This is a genomic window from Micromonospora sp. DT227 (genome assembly GCF_049841835.1).
Taxonomy (GTDB): domain Bacteria; phylum Actinomycetota; class Actinomycetes; order Mycobacteriales; family Micromonosporaceae; genus Micromonospora.
Genome location: NZ_JBNCLA010000007.1, coordinates 295277 through 314076 on the forward strand (window position 1 = coordinate 295277; position 18800 = coordinate 314076).

Here is an 18800-nt window from a genome sequence, read left to right on the forward strand (position 1 = left end):
GGTCGCCGACCCTAGGCCATTCCGGCAGGGTTGTTAACCGTTCCGCGCCGCTCGCACCGCCGCGTACGCGTCGACCAGGCCGGCGCCGACCAGGTCCCGGGTGCCTCCGCAGGTCGTACCGGCCGGGGCGGTGGCCGGCGTGGCGGTCTCGGTGAGGATCCGGCGGGTCCGCGCCAGGTCCCCGACCAGCGCCGGGTTCGCCGACCACATCAGCGCCACCACGCCGGCCACCTGCGGTGTCGCCATCGAGGTGCCGTCCAGGGTGGCGTACCCGCCGCCGGGGAACGCCGACGGCACCGCCGCGCCCGGTGCCACCAGGTCGGGCTTGGGGGCATCCCCGGTCGGGCCCCGGCTGGAGAACTCGGTGAGCCGGCGCGCCCGGTCGACCGCGCCGACCGTGAGCACGTCCGGGTACGGCGCCGGCGGGTCGACGATCGACCCGCAGTACGGGCCGGTGTTGCCGGCGGCGGCCACCACCAGGATGCCGGCCGCCGCCAGCGCGGCGGTCGCCGGGCGCAGCGCCCCCGGATCGCACCCCTCCAGCGGCGGGCAGCCCCACGAGTTGGTCAGCACGTCCGGCGCGCGCCGCGGCCGGCCGTCGGTCAGCGGGTTCCCGCCCGGCGGGAACGGCGCCAGCATGAACTGGAGGCAGTCGAGGTAGCGGGCCGGGCTGCCGAGGTTGCGGTCCAGGTTGACGCAGCCCACCCAGCTCGCCCCGGGCGCCACCCCGATCCCGTCGCGGCCCACCGCGCTGCCGAGCGTGTGGGTGCCGTGGCCGCCCTGGTCGGCCGGCGTGCGGCGGTGCTCCCACGGGTCGTACCAGGAGTCGTCGCCGCCCCGGAAACCGGGTGCCAGCGCCGGATGCCGGCCGTCCACCCCGGAGTCGGAGCTGCCCACCACCACGCCGGCGCCGGTCACGCCCAGCTCCGACCAGACCCGGTCCGCCCCGATCAGCGACACGTTCCAGGTGGGGCCGGTCGGTGCCGGGGTGTCGCCCCGGGCCGGCGGCGCCGCCGCGGGCAGCGGACGCGGGCGCTGGTCGACGAGCACCCGGGCCACCTCGGGCCGGCCGGACAACCACGCCCGGACGCCCGGACCGCCGTCCGTGGAGATGGCGTTGACCAGGTAGTACGGGGTCGGGTTCAGGCGCAGCCGGGTCAGCGTGCGGCGCAGGTCGCCCTGCGTGCGGTCGGCGGTCGCCACCAGCCGCCGGTAGACCTCGGCGGCCCGCGCGTCCCGCCCCGCCCGGCCCGGCGCGCCGGCCGGCAGGCCGCTCAGGTCCGCCTGCTCGCGCAGCACCACAAGCAGCCGCTCGCCGTACAGGCCCGGCTGGCCGGGGACCACGTACACCACCGCCACGGCGGCCAGCAGGGCCCCGGCGGCCAGCCCGGCCACCCCCCGCCGGGGCGCGCCGGCATGGCGACGGGCGAGCAGCACGGCGTACCCGACGGCGAGCAGGACCGCGACGGCGAACGCCGCGCCGGTGCCCACCGCGACCCAGAACGGCACGTCGCGACTGCTGGCCAGCAGCAGGGTGATCTCCTCCGGGTCGGTGAAGGCCAGCGGCCCGGCCAGCGCCAGGCCGACCAGCCAGCGCGCCGGCGCGGCCCCGGCGGGGCGGCCGGCGCGTCGGGCCGCGGCCTCCAGCGCGCCCAGCACGAAGCCGAGCGGCGGCAGCAGCACCAGGCCCGGCAACTGCGCGCCGGACTGCCCCGCACCGGCCGCCAGCATCGTCAGCGTGACGCCGGCGACCAGACCGCCGAGCAGCACCAGCCGGACCGGCCGGGGCGTCGGCCCGGCGGCGAACGCGGCCCAGAACCCGGGGCCGAGCAGCACGCCGGCCAGCACGCCGAACGCGGCGGCGGCCAGGCCGGCGAGCAGCGTCTCCAGCGCGCCGCCCAGCGCGCCCACCCACACCCAGGGCAGCAGCATCGCCAGCCCGGCGGCCACCGCCAGCAACGTCACCGCGCCGGGACGCGCGCCCCGGCGGACGGCCGGCCCGGTCCCGCCGTCCGCCGCCCCCGGGCCGGCTGCCCCGGTGGCCGTCGCCGGCCCGTCCACCGGGATGGGGCCGGAGGGCCCGGCGGTGGCCGCCGGGGTGGGCGGGCGGCGGCGGGCGAGCCGGGCGGCGGCGAGCGCGAGCAGCGCGGCGGTCGCCGCCAGCGCCGCCAGGTACGCCTCGTGGTGCACCGGTGGGAGCGCCCGGAGCAGCGTCGCCGCGCCCAGCGTGAGCGCGCCGCCGGCCCACGCCCGCCCGGTCGCCCGCAGCGCCGGGGAACGCGGCACCAGCGCCAGCGCCAGCACCGGCGCGCCGACCAGCAGCACGGTGACCGCCGCGACCACCGGCCAGACGGCCACCGCGCGGTCCAGCCCGGTGACCAGCACCACCTGGTCGACCAGCCAGCCGGTGACCTGGCCGGGCACGGTCACCAGCACCACCCAGACGCCGGCCGCGACCGCCGCGACGACCGGCCACGGCCCGGTCTCGCGCGGCGGCGGCGGGGGTACGGGGGCAACGGGCGGGCCGGTCAGCATGGTCATCACGGTACGGCCGGGACGTGTCGCCGTGGCGTGCGGACGGCTACCGTGGACGGGTGCGCGACCCCAATGTGTCCCGATCCGAGGCCGGCCAGCTCTCCGCCGAGCGCCGCGCCGCCGACCTGCGCCGGCTCCGCGCCGAGCGGTTCGACGTGCTGGTCATCGGCGGCGGGGTGACCGGGGCGGGCGCCGCGCTGGACGCCGCGTCCCGAGGGCTGAAGGTCGCCCTGGTGGAGGCGCGCGACTACGCGGCAGGCACGTCCAGCCGGTCCAGCAAGCTGATCCACGGTGGCCTGCGCTACCTGGAACAGTTGGAGTTCCACCTGGTCCACGAGGCGCTGACCGAGCGCGGGCTGCTCGCCACCCGGCTCGCCCCGCACCTGGTCCGCCCGGTGCCGATCCTGGTGCCGTTGCCGACCGAGGGCGGCGTCCGCGACCTGCCCCGGCGGATCCTCCGCCGCTCCTACTACGGGCTCGGCGTGGCCGCGTACGACGTGTTCGCCGGCGTGTTCGGCGGTGGACGCGGCATGCCGCTGCACCGGCACCTCACCCGGGAGGGCGCCCGCCGGATCTTCCCCAGCCTGCGGCCCGACACGCTGGCCGGGGCGATCCGCTACTACGACGGCCAGGTCGACGACGCCCGCCTGGTGGTCACACTGGCCCGCACCGCGGCCAGCCTCGGCGCGACGGTGGTCACCAGCGCCCGGGCGGTCGGCCTGATCCGCCAGGCCCGCGAGGTGACCGGCGTCCGGGTGCGTGACCTGGAGGCGCCGGCCGGTTCGCCGGACGCCGAGTTCGAGGTGCGGGCCCGCACCGTGATCGCCGCGACCGGCGTGTGGAGCGACGACATGTCGCGGATGCTCAACGACGTCGGGCTGCGTCCCGGCCTGCGCGTCCGGGCGTCGAAGGGCGTGCACCTGGTGGTGCCACGCTCGGCGATCGTCGGCGAGACCGGGCTGATCCTGCGCACCGCCACCAGCGTGCTCTTCGTCATCCCGTGGGGCGGCCACTGGATCATCGGCACCACGGACACCGACTGGCAGCTCGACCGGTCCCACCCGGCCGCCACCGCGCGCGACATCGACTACCTGCTGGAGCAGGTCAACGCCGTGCTGGACCGGCCACTGACCACCGCCGACATCGAGGGCGTCTACGCCGGGCTGCGCCCGCTGCTCTCCGGCGAGGCGGACTCCACCTCCAAGCTGTCCCGGGAACACGCCGTGGTCGAGCCGATGCTCGGCCTGCTGCTGGTGGCCGGCGGGAAGTACACGACGTACCGGGTGATGGCCGCCGACGTGGTCGACCACGCGGCGCGCCGGCTCGGCCGGACCCGCCCGTCGCGCACCGCCGACCTGCCGCTGCTCGGTGCCGACGGGTACGCCGCCATGTGGCGGGACCGGGCCGACCTGGCCCGCCGGCACCGGGTGCCGGTCGGGGTGGTGGAGCACCTGCTGGAGCGCTACGGCACGCTCACCCTGGACCTGCTCGCCCTGGTCGACGCCGATCCGCTGCTCGCCTCGCCGCTGGCCGGCGCGCCGGAGTACCTCGCCGCCGAGGTCACGTACGCGGCCCGGGCCGAGGGCGCGTTGCACGTGGAGGACGTGCTCACCCGGCGTACCCGGATCTCCATCGAGACCAGCCACCGCGGCCTGGAGTCGGCGGAGCACGTCGCGGAGCTGATGGGCGCGGTGCTCGGCTGGGACGCGGCGACCCGCGCCCGGGAGGTCGCCCACTACCGGGCGCGGGTGGAGGCCGAGCGGGCGTCGCAGCTCATGCCGGACGACATCGGGGCCGACGCGGCCCGGCTCGGCGCGCCCGACGTGCGGGGCTTCGCGGCCGACCGGGGCACCGACCTCCCGGCCTCGCCCCGCTAGCCGGCCCTACCCCTAACGGCCGCTCGACGGCTAGTGCGCGCTACCTACGGAAGTGTAGGTTTCCCGCGTGGTTCGCCCATCGTGGTCGCGCGTCCCCGCCCTGTCCGCCGGTGTCCTGCTGGCGACCGCCCTGACCGGCTGCGCGCTCCTCGGCGACGCCGGGAGCGCCGCCACCTCAGGTCAGCAGGGCTCGGCCACCCCGACACCGACCGGGAACATCGTCACCCTGATGCAGCGGCTGGGCGGGGACGGCCCGGTCCGCACGCTCGACGTGGAGCCGACCGGCCGGTGGCAGTGCCGGGACTGCGCCGGCGACGGCGTCGACGCGACCGGCTCGCTGAACCCGGAGCAGACGTCCCGGTTGCAGCGGATGCTCGCCGACCCGGCGCTGGCCCGGGAGACCGACCAGGCCCGGCGGTACCGGCAGCTCTGCATCGGCGTGCTGACCTCGACGCTGCTGATCCCGCCGGGGCTGACCGTCACCATCCAGGACTGCCCGGGCGAGCCGGCGCCGCCGGTGGCGTACGAGGTGCTGCTGCTGCTCACCCAGGCCACGCCCGCCGACGACAAGGGCTGAGTCAGAGCACCTTGCCGGGGTTGAGCAGCCCGGCCGGGTCCAGCGCCGCCTTGATCGCCTGGTGCACCCGGACGCCCACCGGGCCGATCTCCCGCGCCAGCCAGTCCCGCTTGAGCAGCCCGACGCCGTGCTCGCCGGTGCAGGTGCCGCCCAGGTCCAGCCCGAGCCGCATGATCTCGTCGAAGGCCCGCCGGCCCCGCTCCAGGCTGGCCGGGTCGGCGCGGTCGACCACGATGTTCGGGTGCATGTTGCCGTCGCCGGCGTGCCCGACCACCCCGATCGGCACGTCACACGCGACGGCGATCCGGGCCACGCCGTCCAGCAGCTCCGCCAGCCGACCGCGTGGCACCGCCACGTCGTCGATGACCAGGCCGCCGTTGCCGGCCGGGAACGTCTCGGCGGCGAACCGCTCCATCGCCGGGTGGGCCAGCCGCCGCGCCTGGAGCAGCGCGGCGGCCTCGGTCGCGTCGGTGGCCGCCCAGACCTCGTCGGTGCCGGCCGCCGTGCACACCTCGGCGATCCGGGCCAGGTCGTCGGCCGCCCGGCCGCCGGTGTCGACCGCGGCCAGCAGCAGCGCCTCCGCGTCGGTCCGCAGCCCCATCGGTTGGTACGCCTCGATGGCCCGCAGGTGCGTCCGGTCCAGCAGCTCCAGCAGGCTCGGGGTGAGCCCCCGCTCGGCGATGCCGGCCACCGCGCCCCCGGCCGCCGCCGTGGTGCCGAAGACCGCCACCAGGGTCAGGGCCGCCTCCGGCGCCGGACGCAGCGCCACGGTCACCTCGGTGATCACGCCGAGCGTGCCCTCCGAGCCGACGAAGAGCCGGGTCAGGTCGTACCCGGCGACGCCCTTGGCGGTGCGCCGGCCGGTGCGCAGCACCTCGCCGGAGGCGAGCACCACCTCCAGGCCGAGCACGTACTCGCTGGTCACGCCGTACTTCACGCAGCACATGCCGCCGGCGTTGGTGGCCACGTTGCCGCCGATGGTGGACGACTCCCAGGAACCGGGGTCCGGCGGGTACCAGAGCCCGCGCGCCCGCACCGCCGCGGCCAGCGCGGCGTTGACCACGCCGGGCTGCACCACGGCGATCCGGCCCACCGGGTCGATCTCCACGATCCGGTCCATCGCCACCGTGCTCACCACCAGCGCGCCGGCCACCGCGTTCGCCGCGCCGGCCAGCCCGGTCCGGGCGCCCTGCGGCACCACCGGTACGCCGTGCCGGCCCGCCGCGCGTACCGCCGCCACCACGCCCGCGGTGTCCCGGGGGCGGACCACCACCAGCGGGGTGCCCGAGGCGCACAGGTCGGCCTCGTCCCGCTCGTGCCCGGCCAGCAGGTCCGGGTCGGTCAGCACGGCGGACTCACCGAGCGCGTCCCGCAGTTCGTCGAGGAGGGGATGGGCAGCCATGCCGGGAAGGCTACCGGCGTACTTTGGAACGGTGCTCTACCTGGACCCGCCCGCGGTGCCCTGGCGCGGCCGGCTCTGGTCGCACCTGATCAGCGACGTCTCCTTCGCGGAGCTGCACGCCTTCGCCGAGCTGCTCGGCGCCGGCCGGCGCGGCTTCGACCGGGACCACTACGACCTGCCCGCCGAGCGGTTCCGGGTGGCGGTCTGGCTGGGCGCGACGGTGGTCCCGTCCCGCGAGATCGTCCGCCTGCTGCGCGCCGGCGGCCTGCGCCGCCCGAAACACGTCTCCGCCCCGGCCGCGCCGGTCTCAGCTCAGCGTGCTCAGCTCGCGGGTCAGGTTGGCGCGGGCGGGCGCCTCCCAGCGGGCGTGCGGCTCGGGTAGCCGGTAGAGCGCCGGCAGGGCCAGCAGGTGCCGCAGCACGGCGGCTCGGCCGGCGCGGAAGTCCGGCTCCGGGACGTGGGCGTACTCGCGGCGGATCGCGGCGGCGTACCTGTCGTAGTCGTCCGGCGCGGCGGCCAGCACCGCCAGGTCGGCGTCGCAGAGCAACGCGCCGTCCGGGTCGTCCGGCCCGACCGCGTGGCCGGCGGTGAGCAGCACCAGGCGGCGTACCCCGGTCACCGCCGCGGCCGGCAGCCCGGCGGCGGTGAGCAGCGCGTCGCCCAGGTCGGCGCTGGCCCGCTCGTTGGCGTCGCCGCCGGCCCGCGGGTCGTAGACCGCGTCGTGGCACCACGCCGCGAGCCGGACCAGGTCCGGGTGGCGGGCCCGATCGGCGTACGCGTCGACCACGTCGAGCACCGCCCGCAGGTGATCCTCCGTGTGGTGGTGCCGGTGCGGCTCCCGCCAGCCGGCCAGCAGCCGCGCCCCGGCCCGCGCCACGGCGTCCGGATCGGTCGCGCCGGCCGCCCGGGCCGTCGCCCGCCACCGCGTCGTCAGCTCGTCCATCCGGTGCAGTCTGCCCCACTCCGTCGTCGGGGCGAGGATTCACCGGGGGCGGGACGGGTAGTACCCGCCATGGCCCAGGACCGACAACCGCCGTTCCTGCGGCGCATGACGTCGCGCGAATCGCTTGGCGACCTCGACGGGCCACGGATCGCCGCCGCGATGGACGAGTTGCGCCACCGGAGCAAGGCCACGCTGCACGACCGGCTGCACCGGGTCCGGACCGCGTTCGGCCTGGCGTTGCAGGCGGGGCTCGCGGCCGGCCTCGCGTACCTGGTCTCGCACCGCCTGCTGCACAACCCGCAGCCGGTGTTCGCCCCGATCTCCGCGGTGGGCACGCTCGCCGCCTCGGTGGGGCAGCGGTTCCGGCGTACCGTCGAGTTGATCATCGGGGTGGCGGTCGGCGTCCTCGTCGGTGACGTGCTGATCTACTTCCTCGGCACCGGCGCCTGGCAGCTCGCGCTGGTGGTGACCTCGGCGATCCTGCTGACCATCTTCGCCGGGGCGAGCGTGGCCATCGTGATCCAGGCGGCGGCCACCGCGGTGCTGATCGTGACGCTCAGCCCGTCCACCCAGAACATCGAGTTCCCGCGCTTCGTCGACGCCTTCATCGGCGGCAGCATCGCGTTGCTGGTGACCGCCGTCCTGCTCCCGCTCAACCCGCTCCGGGTGATCAACCGGGCCGCCCGGCCGGCGCTGGACCTGCTCGCCGAGCAGCTCGACGTGTGCGCCGAGGCGCTGCGCAACCGGGACCGGGGCGCGGCCCAGCGGGCGCTGTTCCGGCTCCGGGAGAACAAGGAGGAGTTGGACGCGCTCAGCGAGGCGATCGAGGGCGCGAAGGAGACCATCACCATCTCGCCGGCCCGCTGGCACCGGCGCAGCGAGCTGACCCACTACGCGGAGGCGGCCGAGCCGATCGACCGGGCGATGCGCAACAGCGGCACGCTGATCCGCCGCGCGGTCACCATGATCGAGGACGAGGAGTCGATCCCCGAGCCGATGCCCGACTCCGTCGCCCACCTCGCCGAGTCGGTACGCCTGCTCCGGCACGAGTTCGCCGTCGGCGAGGAGCCGGAACAGGCCCGGGAGCGGGCGCTGCGGGCGGTCAGCGAGGCCGGCCGGGCGTACGCCGAGGGGGTCGGCTTCTCCGGCAGCGTGGTGATCGCCCAGGTGCGGACCGCCGCCAGCGACCTGATGGTGGCGTCCGGCATCGACCAGGAGGAGGCGAACCGCCTGGTCCGGCAGGCGTTCCACGGAAAGGACCAGCCCGCCGAAGCTCCCCCCACCGCCCCCACCGCCCCGCCGGTCGGCTGACCCCCACCCCCACCCCCACCCCCCACCCCTGCCCCCGCCTCGGTGATCATGAGGTTGGCGGGTGGGAGAGCGTTTTCCGGGGCGGTCAACTTCATGATCAACGGGGATGGGGGAGGGTGGCCAGGGTGGCCAGCGCGGTCAGGAGGGTGTCGATCTCGTGGGCGGTGGTGCCCAGGCCGAGGCTGGCGCGCAGCGCGGTGGGGGGCAGGTCGGTGCGGGCCGAGCGGGCGGCGGCCTCGGTCAGCAGGCGGCGGGTCAGCGGATGGGCGCAGAACAGGCCGTCCCGCACGCCGATCCGGTGCCGGGCCGCCAGGTGCGCGGCCACCTCGGCGGAGTCCCACCCGGCGACCACGAAGCTGACGATGCCCACCCGGGGCGAGTCCGGGCCGAACGTGCGCAGCTCCACCACGTCCGGCAGCGCGGCCAGGCCGGACCGCAGCCGGGACAGCAGCGCCTGCTCCCGGGCGTGCTGCGCGGTCCGGTCCGCCGCCGTGAACGCCGCGCAGACCGCCGCCAGCGCCACCGCGCCGAGCAGGTTCGGCGTGCCGCCCTCGTGCCGGGCCGGGCCGGTCACCCACCGCACCTCGTGGGTGGCCGCGCCGACGTGACCCGTGGCCCCGCCGCCGGCCAGGTACGGCGCGGCGGCGTCCAGCCAGTCCGCGCGCCCGACCAGCACGCCGGCGCCGAACGGGGCGTACAGCTTGTGGCCGGAGAGCGCCAGGTAGTCCACGTCCAGCGTGGCCACGTCGACCGGGGCGTGCGGGGCGAGCTGCGCGGCGTCCACCAGGACGCGTGCGCCGTACCGGTGGGCCACCCGGGCCAGCTCGGCGACCGGCCAGCACTCGCCGGTGACGTTGCTGGCGCCGGTCACCGCGACCAGCACCGGCCGGCCGGGCCGGGCGTCGCGGGCCAGCTCGGCAAGCGCCAGGCTCAGCGACCGGACCGCGCCGGCCGGGCTGTCCGGCACCGGCAGCCGGACCGAGCCGCGCGGCCAGGGGAGCAGGTTCGCGTGGTGCTCCCCGCCGAACGTGACCACCGTGGTGCCGGCCGGCAGCGCCCGGGCCAGCAGGTTCACCGCGTCCGTGGTGTTCCGGGTGAAGATCACGTGGTCGGTGGGACGCGCGCCGACGAAGTCCGCCACGGTCTGCCGGGCCCGCTCGTAGGCGAGCGTGCAGCGCCGGGACAGCGCGCCCGCGCCGCGGTGCACGCTCGCGTACCAGGGCAGCAGCTCGGCCACCGCGTCGGCCGCGGCCCGCGCGCACGGCGCGCTGGCGGCGTGGTCCAGGTTGATCTCTCCCGGTACGCCGAGCACGCCGAGCGGGTCCGGCCGGACCGGAACGGGCAGCGTGGGGATGGCGGGTACGAGGGTGACGGTCATGGCGGAGCCTCCGGGTAACCGGGGACCCCGGGGTGCCGGGACGGGGTCCGCGCTTGCCCAGCACGCGACACGGCGCTGGGCCCGGTCATCACCCGGGGCACCCCACCGCGAACTCGACGAGGGTTGCCGGCCAGCAAGCCGGGGCTTGACGCTGGCGCTCGTGACCTGCCCGGCAGCATAGCCGTCACGATGCGGCCGGACCAGTGGGGCGCGGGTGGCTACGCTGACCGCATGGCCGTCACCCCGCCCGGCGGAGCACCGCCGCCGCCCGCGCCCGCCGTCCCGCCGCCCGGGGCGTCGACGCCGCGCATGCCGCTGCGCCGGCTCGGCTGGCGGCGCTTCCTGGCGCTGGCCGCGGTGGTGCTGCTGATCGCGGCCGGCGCGCTGTTCATGGTCTTCACGCTGGGCGAGAGCCTGGGCGCGGAGGCGCTGCTGGTCGGCGTGATCGCGGCGATCCTGCCGGTGCCGGTGCTGGTGTCCTGCTTCCTCTGGCTCGACCGTTACGAACCCGAGCCGCTGAAATACCTCATCTTCTGCTTCGCCTGGGGCGCGTTCGTCTCCACCGCCATCTCGCTGCTGGTCAACGAGACCGGCGCGCGACTGTTCGAGGACCGCGGGTTGCCCGCCGCGCTGACCGCCGTGCTCGTCGCGCCGTTCATCGAGGAGCTGACCAAGGCGGCCGGCCCGATCCTGCTGCTGATCTTCCGGCGCCGGGAGATCTCCGGGATCACCGACGGGCTGGTCTACTGCGGGCTGTCCGCGGTCGGCTTCGCCATGGTCGAGAACATCCTCTACCTCGGCGGATACGGCTACCGCACCGGCGTGGAGGAGTATGGCCCGGCCACCGGCGCGCAGCAGGTGATCGCGATCTTCATCGTGCGGATCCTGCTCTTCGGCTTCGCCCACCCGCTGTTCACCTCGATGACCGGCGTCGGGCTGGGCGTGGCCGCGCGGACCGCCGACCGGCGGGTGCGGATCCTCGCCCCGCTCGCCGGCCTGCTGCTGGCCATGATGCTGCACGGCACCTGGAACCTGCTGCCGTCACTGGCCCAGGCCACCGGGCAGCAGGTGATCGTGCTCTACGGCTACCTCGGCGTCATGGTGCCCATCTTCTTCGGCATGGTGGGGCTGGCCGTCTGGCTGCGGGCCTGGGAGGGCCGGCTCACCGAGCGCACGCTGCCCGACTACGTCCGGGCCGGTTGGCTCACCCCGCCCGAGGTGGCGGCGCTGGGCAGCCTGGGCCGGCGACACGCGGCCCGCACCTGGGCCCGGCGGGTGGCCGGCGACGGCGGCGTGAAGGCGATGCGCGGCTACCAGTTCGCCGCGACCCGGCTGGCGCTGCTGCGCGACGGGATGCGCCGGGGGCTGGACCGCAAGCCCGCCGAGCGGGACCGGACGGCACGGGAGGAACGGGAGCTGCTGGACGCGATCGCCGCGTACCGGTCGTTCTTCGTCGGTCGTGATCCGCAGGCGCCGGTCGGGGTCTGGGACGGGCAGCGCTACCACCTGCGGTTCCCGGACGGGTCCCGGCGGGCGGTCGAGGCGCCGGACGAGCCGGTGGTGCCGATCCCGGTGGTGCTGGCCCCGCCGCCCCCGCCCCCGGGCTACGGCCCGCACGCCTGGCACCCGCACGGCTGAGCCGGGCCCGCTGTCGCGCGCGGCTGAGCGGCCTGTCGCGCGCCGGCCCGAGCGGGGTCAGGCCATCAGGCCGGTGAGGAAGTCGCCGAGCCCCTGGGCGATGGCCATCAGCGCGGCCCCGATCCCCCGGAACAGCTGCGCCGCGCCGTCCGGCCGGAACGCCATGAAGTAGATCAGGAACGCGAGGAACCCCCAGGCGAGAATCCTCTTGATCACGATCGGCATGGTCCCTCCCCAGGGCGCACTGAGGTGCCTGGGCTTCCCGCCGGGCAGCGCCGCAAACGGCGCCGGGGGAGGGGCGGCGGACTAGAGGTAGAGCCCGGTGGAGCCGGTCGCGCTGTCCTCCACCCGTTCCGCCGCCACCGCGTGCACGTCGCGCTCGCGCAGCAGCACGTACGCCCGGCCGTGCAGCTCGACCTCGGAGCGGTCGTCCGGGTCGAAGAGCACCCGGTCCCCGGACACGATCGAGCGCACGTGCGGCCCCACGCCGACCGCCGTGGCCCAGGCGAGCCGCTTGCCGACCGCCGCGGTCGCCGGGATCACGATGCCGGCGGTGGAGCGGCGTTCCCCCTCACCACCCTCGGTACGCACCAGCACGCGATCGTGCAGCAGGCGGATGGGCAGCCCGGCGTCGAGACTCTGGTCGGCGGTCACACCGAAACGCTACCGCGTGCCGATCGGCCGCTTCCGTCGTGGTTGCCGGGAGCGGCGGCGGGGCAATGTGTGGCGGGACCGCCCTAGGGTGGGGCGGTCGGACGTATCCTGTCCCCCCTGTGACGTGGGTGGGTCAACTGTGCGGGAGGTGCGCTTGAGCCGCTTCGAGCGGATGCGCGGACGGCTCCGCCGCGCGTACGAGACAGGCCGTGAGTCGGCCCGGTCCCGCCGGTACGAGGACGACCCGACGCTGGCGGACGCAGGCGTGGCGTCGCCGACCTCGCCGGGTCCGGTGGCGTCGCCGTCGGCGACCGTGGTGGGTGCCCCGCCGCCGGCCGCGATGCACTCCTCGACGGTCAGCCGGGACGACACCGAGGTGCCGCACGCGCTGCGCATCGCCGCCGCCTGGTGCTGGCGGCTGATCGTGATCGGCATCGTCACCTGGGCCCTGCTGAAGATCGTCGGCACGATCAGCATCGTGATCATCCCGTTGACCGTCGCGCTGCTGCTCTCGGCGCTGCTCGCCCCGGCGGTCGGCTGGTTGCTGAAGGCCCGGTTCCCCCGTTCGCTGGCGACCGGCGTGGTGCTGGTCGGCGGCCTGGCCGCGGTGATCGGCACGCTCACGCTCGTGGTCAACGAGTTCATCCAGGGCGTGCCGGAGCTGAGCGAGAAGTCCTCGCAGGGCGTCCGGCAGATCCAGAACTGGCTCAAGACCGGGCCGCTGCACCTGTCCGACAGCCAGCTCGATCGCTACATCAACGAGGCGCAGGCCTGGATCAACGGCAACACCGAGCGGTTCACCAGCGGCGCGCTCAGCACCGCCGCGACGCTCGCCGAGGTCCTCACCGGCACCGTCCTGGTGCTCTTCGCGACGTTCTTCTTCCTGCGCGACGGCAACAACATCTGGCGGTTCCTGGTCCGGCTGCTGCCGGTGGCCGCGCGCTGGAAGGTCGACGACGCCGGGCGCGCGTCCTGGGCGACGCTCGGCGCGTACGTGCGGGCCACCGTGCTTGTCGCGTTCATCGACGCCGTGGGCATCGGCATCTTCCTGGTCATCTTCGACATCCCGTTCGCGTTCCCGCTGGCCGCGCTGGTCTTCCTGGGCGCGTTCATCCCGATCGTCGGCGCGTTCCTCTCCGGCGTGGTGGCCGTGCTGGTCGCGCTGGTCGACAGCGGCCCGGTGACCGCCCTGATCATCCTGGGCGTGGTGGTCGGCGTGCAGCAGATCGAGGGCCACGTGCTCCAGCCGCTGATCATGGGCCGCGCGGTGGCCATCCACCCGCTCGCCGTGATCATCGGCATCGCCGCCGGGGTGGTGCTGGCCGGCATCGCCGGCGCGCTGGTCTCGGTGCCGCTGATCGCCGTGCTCAACACCGCGGTCCGCCGGCTCGCCGCGCGTACCGTGCCGGACACCCCACCGGACGCCGTGGTGGTCGCCTCCCAGGCGCCCTGACCCGGCCCGATCCGCCGACGCCCGCGTCACCCCGCCCGGGGAGGCGCGGGCGTCAGCTCTTGGCCAGCCGTTCCAGCGCGCCCCGGGCCACCTCGGGCCGGGTCGTGTACCAGAACGGGGGCAGCGACCGGCGCAGGAACGGGCCGTAGCCGCGTGCCGTCTCCAGCCGCGAGTCGAGCACCGCCACCACACCCCGGTCGCCGGTGGCCCGGATCAGCCGACCCACGCCCTGCGCCAGCCGGACCGCCGCGATCGGCACGCTGACCGCGGCGAACCCGGAGCCGCCGCCGGCGTCCACCGCCGCCGCCCGGGCCGCGGCGAGCGGCTCGTCGGGCCGGGGGAACGGCAGCCGGTCGATCACCACGAGCTGGCAGGCGTCGCCCGGCACGTCCACCCCCTGCCAGAGCGACATCACCCCGAACAGGCAGCTCTCCCGCTCCTGCCGGAAGCGGCGGACCAGCAGCGGCAACGCCTCCTCGCCCTGGAGCAGCACGGGCAGGTCGGTCCGCGCGCGGAGCAGCTCCGCCGCCTGCTGCGCGGCCCGCCGGGAGGAGAAGAGCCCGAGGGTACGCCCACCGAGCGCGCCGACCAGCGCCAGCAGTTCCTCGCCGGCCGCCGTGGGCAGCCCGGAGACGCTGGGGCGGGGCAGGTGCGCGGCCACGTAGAGGATGCCCTGCCGGGCGTAGTCGAACGGCGAGCCGACGTCGAGCGACCGCCAGCCCGGACCCTCGGTGGCCGGTACGGTGCCGATCGCCGCCCGGCTGCCCTCGGTGCTCGCCACCGGCGCCGGGTCGGTGCCGCGGCCGGCGGCGGCAGCGGTGGCCGCCGCGGCGGCGGCCGGCGAGGGCGGGGCCGGTGGCGGCGCGTCCAGCCCGAGCGCCCGGGCCACCGTGTCGAAGCGCCCGCCCAGCGCCAGCGTGGCCGAGGTGGCGACCACGGTGCGTTCGTCGTAGAGGTGGGTGGCGAGCGTGCCGGCCACCGACAGCGGCGCCACCACAAGCGCCCGGCGGCTGCCGTTCTCCGGCTTCTCCACCCAGGCCACGTCGTGGTCGCCCTCCTCCAGCAACCGCTGGGCGGTGGTGGACAGCTCGTCCAGCACCGCCTTGGCCTGCTGTTTGCGGACCGGGTCGGGGTCGTCGGCCTTCACGTCGCCGATCGCCTCCAGCGCGGCCCGGGTCGCCGAGTCGAGCAACGTGCACGCCTCGCGCAGCGCGGGCGGCAGGCCGGCGGTGAGCCGACCGGCGGGCGCCTCGGCCAGCCCCACGGCCAGCGCGTCGCCGGCCTCGGTGAGCCGGTCGGCGTGGTCGGGGCGCAACAGCGGCCGGGCGCGGCGGGTGGACCTGTCGATCAGCTCCGGCACCAGCTCGGCCTGGGCCGCCGAGGAGACCCGGTCGGCCAGCTCGTGCGCCTCGTCCACCACGAGCAGCCGGTGCGGGGGCACGATGTGCCGTCCGGCGAGCATGTCCACGGCGAGCAGGCTGTGGTTGGTCACCACCAGGTCGGCCTCCCGGGCGCGGGCCCGCGACGCCTCCGCGAAGCACTCCTGCCCGAACGGGCACCGGCTCGCGCCGACGCACTCCCGGGCCGGCATCGAGACGCTGCGCCAGACCTGGTCGTCGACGCCCGGATCCAGCTCGTCGCGGTCGCCGGTGGCGGTCTCCTCCGCCCAGTCGCGCAGCCGCTGCACCTGCTTGCCCAGCCGGCCCGCCTCGCCGAGCCACTTCGTGCCGCCGGGCCGGGGCGCGTCGAACAGCGCGTCGTCCGGCTCGTCCTCGACGGAGCTGTCCAACCGGGCCAGGCAGAGATAGTGGTGCCGGCCCTTCAGCACGGCGAACGTGGGTCGACGGCCGAGCACCGGCTCGACCGCGTCGGCCAGCCGGGGCAGGTCGTGGTCGACGAGCTGGGACTGCAACGCCAGCGTGGCGGTGGAGACCACCACCGGGCCGTCCACGGTCAGCGCCGGCGCCAGGTAGGCCAGGGACTTGCCGGTGCCGGTGCCGGCCTGCACCAGCAGGTGCTCGCCGGAGGCGATGCTGCGCTCGATCGCCTCCGCCATGAGCTGCTGGCCGGGCCGGGTCGCGCCGCCCGGGACCGCGCCGACCGCGGCGGCCAGCAGCTCCGTGCCGCTCGCGCGGCCACTCCGGCGCTTCTTCGGGACGGGGGTGGCGGTGCGGGACGGGCTCACCGTGCGACCGTACCCGCCGGCACCGACGCCGGTCCGGCCGCTCCGGCGGCGTGGCGCGGTGCCGGGTCGCGTCCGGTTACCTGCCGATCGCGTGGCGTGGCCGGAATCGGTTAGGGTGCCAGGCATGCCGAGCGATGTGGTCCGCGTGATCTACCGCAAGTACGACGGCAGCGCCCACCGCGACTACCCGGCCCGTCGGCTCGCCGAGGACGACCTCGGCATCTGGCTCGGCGTGCCGGTCGGCACCGAGTCGGTCTACCACGGCCGGCCGTCGGTCGAGCAGATTCCGTTCGTCCTGCTGGTGCCCCGGAACGCCTGGTGGACGGGCATGTTCAACCCGCCGCCGCGCACCAGCGAGGTCTACTGCGACATCACCACTCCGGCCCGGTGGGAGGGCGACGAGACGGTTCACCTGGTCGACCTCGACCTGGACGTGGTGCGCCGCCGCGAGACCGGCCTGGTCGAGCTGCGCGACGAGGACGAGTTCGCCGAGCACCGGGCCCGGTGGAACTACCCGGACGACCTGGTCGCCGAGGCCGAGGCGGCGTCCCGCTGGCTGCTCGGCGCGCTCGGCGACGGCACCGAGCCGTTCGCCACCTCGTACCGGAAGTGGTTGGCCCTGGTGGTCTGAGCCGCGCTCACCAGCGCGCCGGTCGCCTCGCGGCGCACCCGCGCCGAGCGGAGGACGTCCGGGCAGGGCCGCGAGCAGGTGGTGGTCAACCAGCCGCGCAGGTCCCGGACGCGGGCACGAGCGGCGCGCAGGTGTACCGCAGCCAGGTCTCCTGCAGGGCGTCCTCGGCCTCGCTGCGGCTGCCCAGCATCCGCCGCGCCACCGCCAGGAGGTGCCCGCGTTCCACCCGGACTCCCCCGCGATCGCCCACATCTCCATTCGCCGCCTTCACCCCCGCCCGTCTCCTGGAATACGAGATCGATCTTCCGAATAGCAGGATTGCAGTGAATCTTGGAAGAAATCGGCCCCTATGAGGGCCATTTCGTACCAAGATCTCCTCCGCGCCGCGCCGCTTGGCGGCGGGCGGGCGCGGCCGGGTGGAACCGCAAAGCGGGCGTACCGGACGCGTCGTGCCCATGGCTGGGCCGTAAGGGTGAGGATCGGGGGATGAGTGGACTGGTGAGGCCCGAGGACGGGTCGATGCGGGAGCTGCTGCGGGTGGGGCCGGGGTCGACGGACCTCACGGCCGTGGACCCCCGCTCGACGCCGGGGCTGCCGAAGGCGGCCGGTCGCGGGTCGGCGCGCAAGGAATGGGCCCGTGGTCAGGTCGAGTTGATCGGCGCGGAGCTGGCCCGGCAGCAGGAGATGCTGTACGCCGCCGCCCAGGTCGCCGCCGGCCCGGGCAGCGCCACCAGCGCGCCCGTCCAGGCCGGGGCGCACCTGGGTGCGGGCCGGCCGCGCCGGGTGCTGCTGGTGCTCCAGGCGATGGACTGCGGCGGCAAGGACGGCGCGGTGAAGCGGGTGGCCGGCGCGATGAACCCGCTCGGGCTGCACATCCGCTCGTTCGGCCCGCCCACCGAGGAGGAGTTGCGGCACGACTTCCTGTGGCGGATCCGGCGGGCGCTGCCACCCCCGGGCTACGTGGGCGTGTTCAACCGCTCGCACTACGAGGACGTGCTGATCGCGCGGGTGGAGGGGCTGGTCGACGAGGCCACCTGGCGGTCCCGCTACGAGATCATCAACGACTTCGAGCGGGAGCTGACCGAGCAGGCGGTCACCGTGGTCAAGGTCATGCTGCACATCTCCTACGCCGAGCAGGGTGAGCGGCTGATGGAGCGGCTGACCGACCCGACGAAGTACTGGAAGTACAACCCGAGCGACCTGGACACCCGGGCCCGGTGGGACGACTACCAGGCCGCGTACGCCGAGGCGCTGGAGCGCTGCGGCACGGACGCCGCGCCCTGGTTCGTGGTGCCGGCGGACCGCAAGTGGTACCGCGACTGGGCGCTGGCCCACCTGCTGCGCGAGACGTTCGACGGCTTGGATCTCGGGTATCCGGCTGCCGATTTCGACGTGGAACGGGAGCGTGACCGGTTACGTGACCAGGGCTTCGAGCATTCAGGTGAACAGCAGGTGAACGAGCGGTGAATCGGGTCTGACCAGGGGTGGGCCGGTCGATGCCCGGTTCCACCGGGTCCCTAGCATGCCCAGAGCAGGCGCCTTGCCAGGCGACGGCCACCCTTCCACCGACACGACGAGGTCCGTGCTGTGAAGTTTTCCTTCCGTCCCACCGAGGGCGCCTTCTACGAGCTCTTCACCAGGGCCGCGCAGAACCTGGTGAAGGGGACCGACCTGCTCAACGAGCTGGGCCTGCCCGGCGCCGACGTGCAGTCGATCAGCGAGCGGCTGACCGAGGTCGAGCACGACAGCGACCAGATCACGCACGACCTCTACAAGAAGATCAACTCCACCTTCATCACGCCGTTCGACCGGGAGGACATCTACCGGCTGGGCTCGCTGCTCGACGACGTGATGGACCACTTGGAGGCGGTCGGCAACCTGCTCTACCTGTACGGCCTGACCAAGCTCCCGTCGCTCCCGCGAGAGCTGCACGAGCTGGTCAACGTGCTCGACCAGCAGGCCAAGCTCACCGCCGAGGCGATGCCCCGGCTGAAGTCGATGAAGGACCTCGAGGACTACTGGATCGAGTGCAACCGGCTGGAGAACGACGGCGACCAGGCGTACCGGATGCTGCTGGTCCGGCTCTTCTCCGGCGAGTACGACGCGCTCACGGTGCTGAAGATGAAGGAGGTCGCCGACGAGCTGGAGGCCGCCTGCGACGCCTTCGAGCACGTCGCCAACACCGTCGAGACCATCGCGGTCAAGGAGTCCTGATC

17 protein-coding genes and 1 riboswitch are annotated in these 18800 nt (G+C 75.3%); of the genes, 9 read left to right on the forward strand and 8 right to left on the reverse strand.

The genetic code is table 11. The features are described 5' to 3' along the window. Positions 1–33: 33 nt before the first annotated feature. The gene (locus ACLQ2W_RS24325; RefSeq protein ID WP_425788896.1) at positions 34–2541 is read right to left on the reverse strand and encodes a S8 family serine peptidase; all 2508 of its coding nucleotides are present in this window, start codon (positions 2539–2541) and stop codon (positions 34–36) included. A 68-nt stretch (positions 2542–2609) separates the two neighbouring features. Between ACLQ2W_RS24325 and ACLQ2W_RS24330 the strand changes: the two genes are divergently transcribed. After that, positions 2610–4412, forward strand: a complete 1803-nt coding sequence (locus ACLQ2W_RS24330; RefSeq protein ID WP_425789035.1) for a glycerol-3-phosphate dehydrogenase/oxidase — start codon at positions 2610–2612, stop codon at positions 4410–4412. Positions 4413–4479: 67 nt separating this feature from the next. Continuing rightward, the gene (locus ACLQ2W_RS24335) at positions 4480–4989 is read left to right on the forward strand and encodes a hypothetical protein (protein ID WP_425788898.1); all 510 of its coding nucleotides are present in this window, start codon (positions 4480–4482) and stop codon (positions 4987–4989) included. Position 4990: 1 nt separating this feature from the next. Here ACLQ2W_RS24335 and ACLQ2W_RS24340 read toward each other — a convergent pair whose 3' ends face one another. Continuing rightward, a complete protein-coding gene (locus tag ACLQ2W_RS24340) occupies positions 4991–6391 on the reverse strand; it encodes an FAD-binding oxidoreductase (RefSeq protein WP_425788900.1) in 1401 nt (466 codons plus the stop codon). 31 nt (positions 6392–6422) lie between these two features. Here ACLQ2W_RS24340 and ACLQ2W_RS24345 point away from each other — a divergent pair, with 31 nt between their 5' ends. Continuing rightward, positions 6423–6773, forward strand: coding sequence for a DUF4031 domain-containing protein (locus ACLQ2W_RS24345; protein WP_425788902.1), 351 nt, complete (start codon positions 6423–6425; stop codon positions 6771–6773). Here ACLQ2W_RS24345 and ACLQ2W_RS24350 read toward each other — a convergent pair. Further along, the gene (locus ACLQ2W_RS24350; protein WP_425788904.1) at positions 6699–7334 is read right to left on the reverse strand and encodes an HD domain-containing protein; all 636 of its coding nucleotides are present in this window, start codon (positions 7332–7334) and stop codon (positions 6699–6701) included. The genes ACLQ2W_RS24345 and ACLQ2W_RS24350 overlap by 75 nt on opposite strands. A 105-nt stretch (positions 7335–7439) precedes the next feature. Between ACLQ2W_RS24350 and ACLQ2W_RS24355 the strand changes: the two genes are divergently transcribed. Further along, a complete protein-coding gene (locus ACLQ2W_RS24355; RefSeq protein ID WP_425788906.1) occupies positions 7440–8645 on the forward strand; it encodes an FUSC family protein in 1206 nt (401 codons plus the stop codon). Positions 8646–8742: 97 nt separating this feature from the next. On the opposite strand, the gene ACLQ2W_RS24360 is transcribed toward ACLQ2W_RS24355, so the two are convergent. Then, positions 8743–10023, reverse strand: coding sequence for an aminotransferase class V-fold PLP-dependent enzyme (locus ACLQ2W_RS24360; protein WP_425788908.1), 1281 nt, complete (start codon positions 10021–10023; stop codon positions 8743–8745). Between the two features lie 44 nt (positions 10024–10067). Beyond that, positions 10068–10189: riboswitch (SAM riboswitch) on the reverse strand. A 23-nt stretch (positions 10190–10212) separates the two neighbouring features. Between ACLQ2W_RS24360 and ACLQ2W_RS24365 the strand changes: the two genes are divergently transcribed. Then, positions 10213–11661 (forward strand): PrsW family intramembrane metalloprotease, encoded by a 1449-nt coding sequence (locus tag ACLQ2W_RS24365; protein WP_396773746.1) that lies wholly within the window; start codon positions 10213–10215, stop codon positions 11659–11661. A 57-nt stretch (positions 11662–11718) separates the two neighbouring features. Here ACLQ2W_RS24365 and ACLQ2W_RS24370 read toward each other — a convergent pair whose 3' ends face one another. Together ACLQ2W_RS24370 and ACLQ2W_RS24375 are read right to left on the reverse strand one after the other, a co-directional pair. Continuing rightward, positions 11719–11886 carry a hypothetical protein gene (locus tag ACLQ2W_RS24370; protein WP_199199902.1) on the reverse strand — a complete coding sequence of 56 codons (168 nt, stop codon included), beginning with the start codon at positions 11884–11886 and terminating at the stop codon, positions 11719–11721. Positions 11887–11967: 81 nt separating this feature from the next. After that, the gene (locus ACLQ2W_RS24375) at positions 11968–12315 is read right to left on the reverse strand and encodes a GroES family chaperonin (protein ID WP_396773744.1); all 348 of its coding nucleotides are present in this window, start codon (positions 12313–12315) and stop codon (positions 11968–11970) included. Between the two features lie 172 nt (positions 12316–12487). Between ACLQ2W_RS24375 and ACLQ2W_RS24380 the strand changes: the two genes are divergently transcribed. Next, positions 12488–13768 (forward strand): AI-2E family transporter, encoded by a 1281-nt coding sequence (locus ACLQ2W_RS24380; RefSeq protein WP_425789037.1) that lies wholly within the window; start codon positions 12488–12490, stop codon positions 13766–13768. 52 nt (positions 13769–13820) lie between these two features. Here the strand turns inward: ACLQ2W_RS24380 and ACLQ2W_RS24385 are convergent, their stop codons facing one another. Continuing rightward, a complete protein-coding gene (locus ACLQ2W_RS24385) occupies positions 13821–15953 on the reverse strand; it encodes an ATP-dependent DNA helicase (RefSeq protein ID WP_425788911.1) in 2133 nt (710 codons plus the stop codon). Between the two features lie 124 nt (positions 15954–16077). Between ACLQ2W_RS24385 and ACLQ2W_RS24390 the strand changes: the two genes are divergently transcribed. Beyond that, a complete protein-coding gene (locus ACLQ2W_RS24390; RefSeq protein WP_425788913.1) occupies positions 16078–16584 on the forward strand; it encodes a DUF402 domain-containing protein in 507 nt (168 codons plus the stop codon). 85 nt (positions 16585–16669) lie between these two features. Here ACLQ2W_RS24390 and ACLQ2W_RS24395 read toward each other — a convergent pair whose 3' ends face one another. Continuing rightward, entirely contained in the window at positions 16670–16810 is a 141-nt protein-coding gene (locus ACLQ2W_RS24395) for a sigma factor (RefSeq protein WP_425788915.1), read from the reverse strand. A gap of 260 nt (positions 16811–17070) precedes the next feature. Between ACLQ2W_RS24395 and ACLQ2W_RS24400 the strand changes: the two genes are divergently transcribed. Together ACLQ2W_RS24400 and ACLQ2W_RS24405 are read left to right on the forward strand one after the other, a co-directional pair. Further along, the gene (locus ACLQ2W_RS24400) at positions 17071–18051 is read left to right on the forward strand and encodes a PPK2 family polyphosphate kinase (protein ID WP_425788917.1); all 981 of its coding nucleotides are present in this window, start codon (positions 17071–17073) and stop codon (positions 18049–18051) included. Positions 18052–18171: 120 nt separating this feature from the next. Then, positions 18172–18798, forward strand: coding sequence for a DUF47 domain-containing protein (locus ACLQ2W_RS24405; protein WP_089157475.1), 627 nt, complete (start codon positions 18172–18174; stop codon positions 18796–18798). Positions 18799–18800 lie beyond the last annotated feature (2 nt).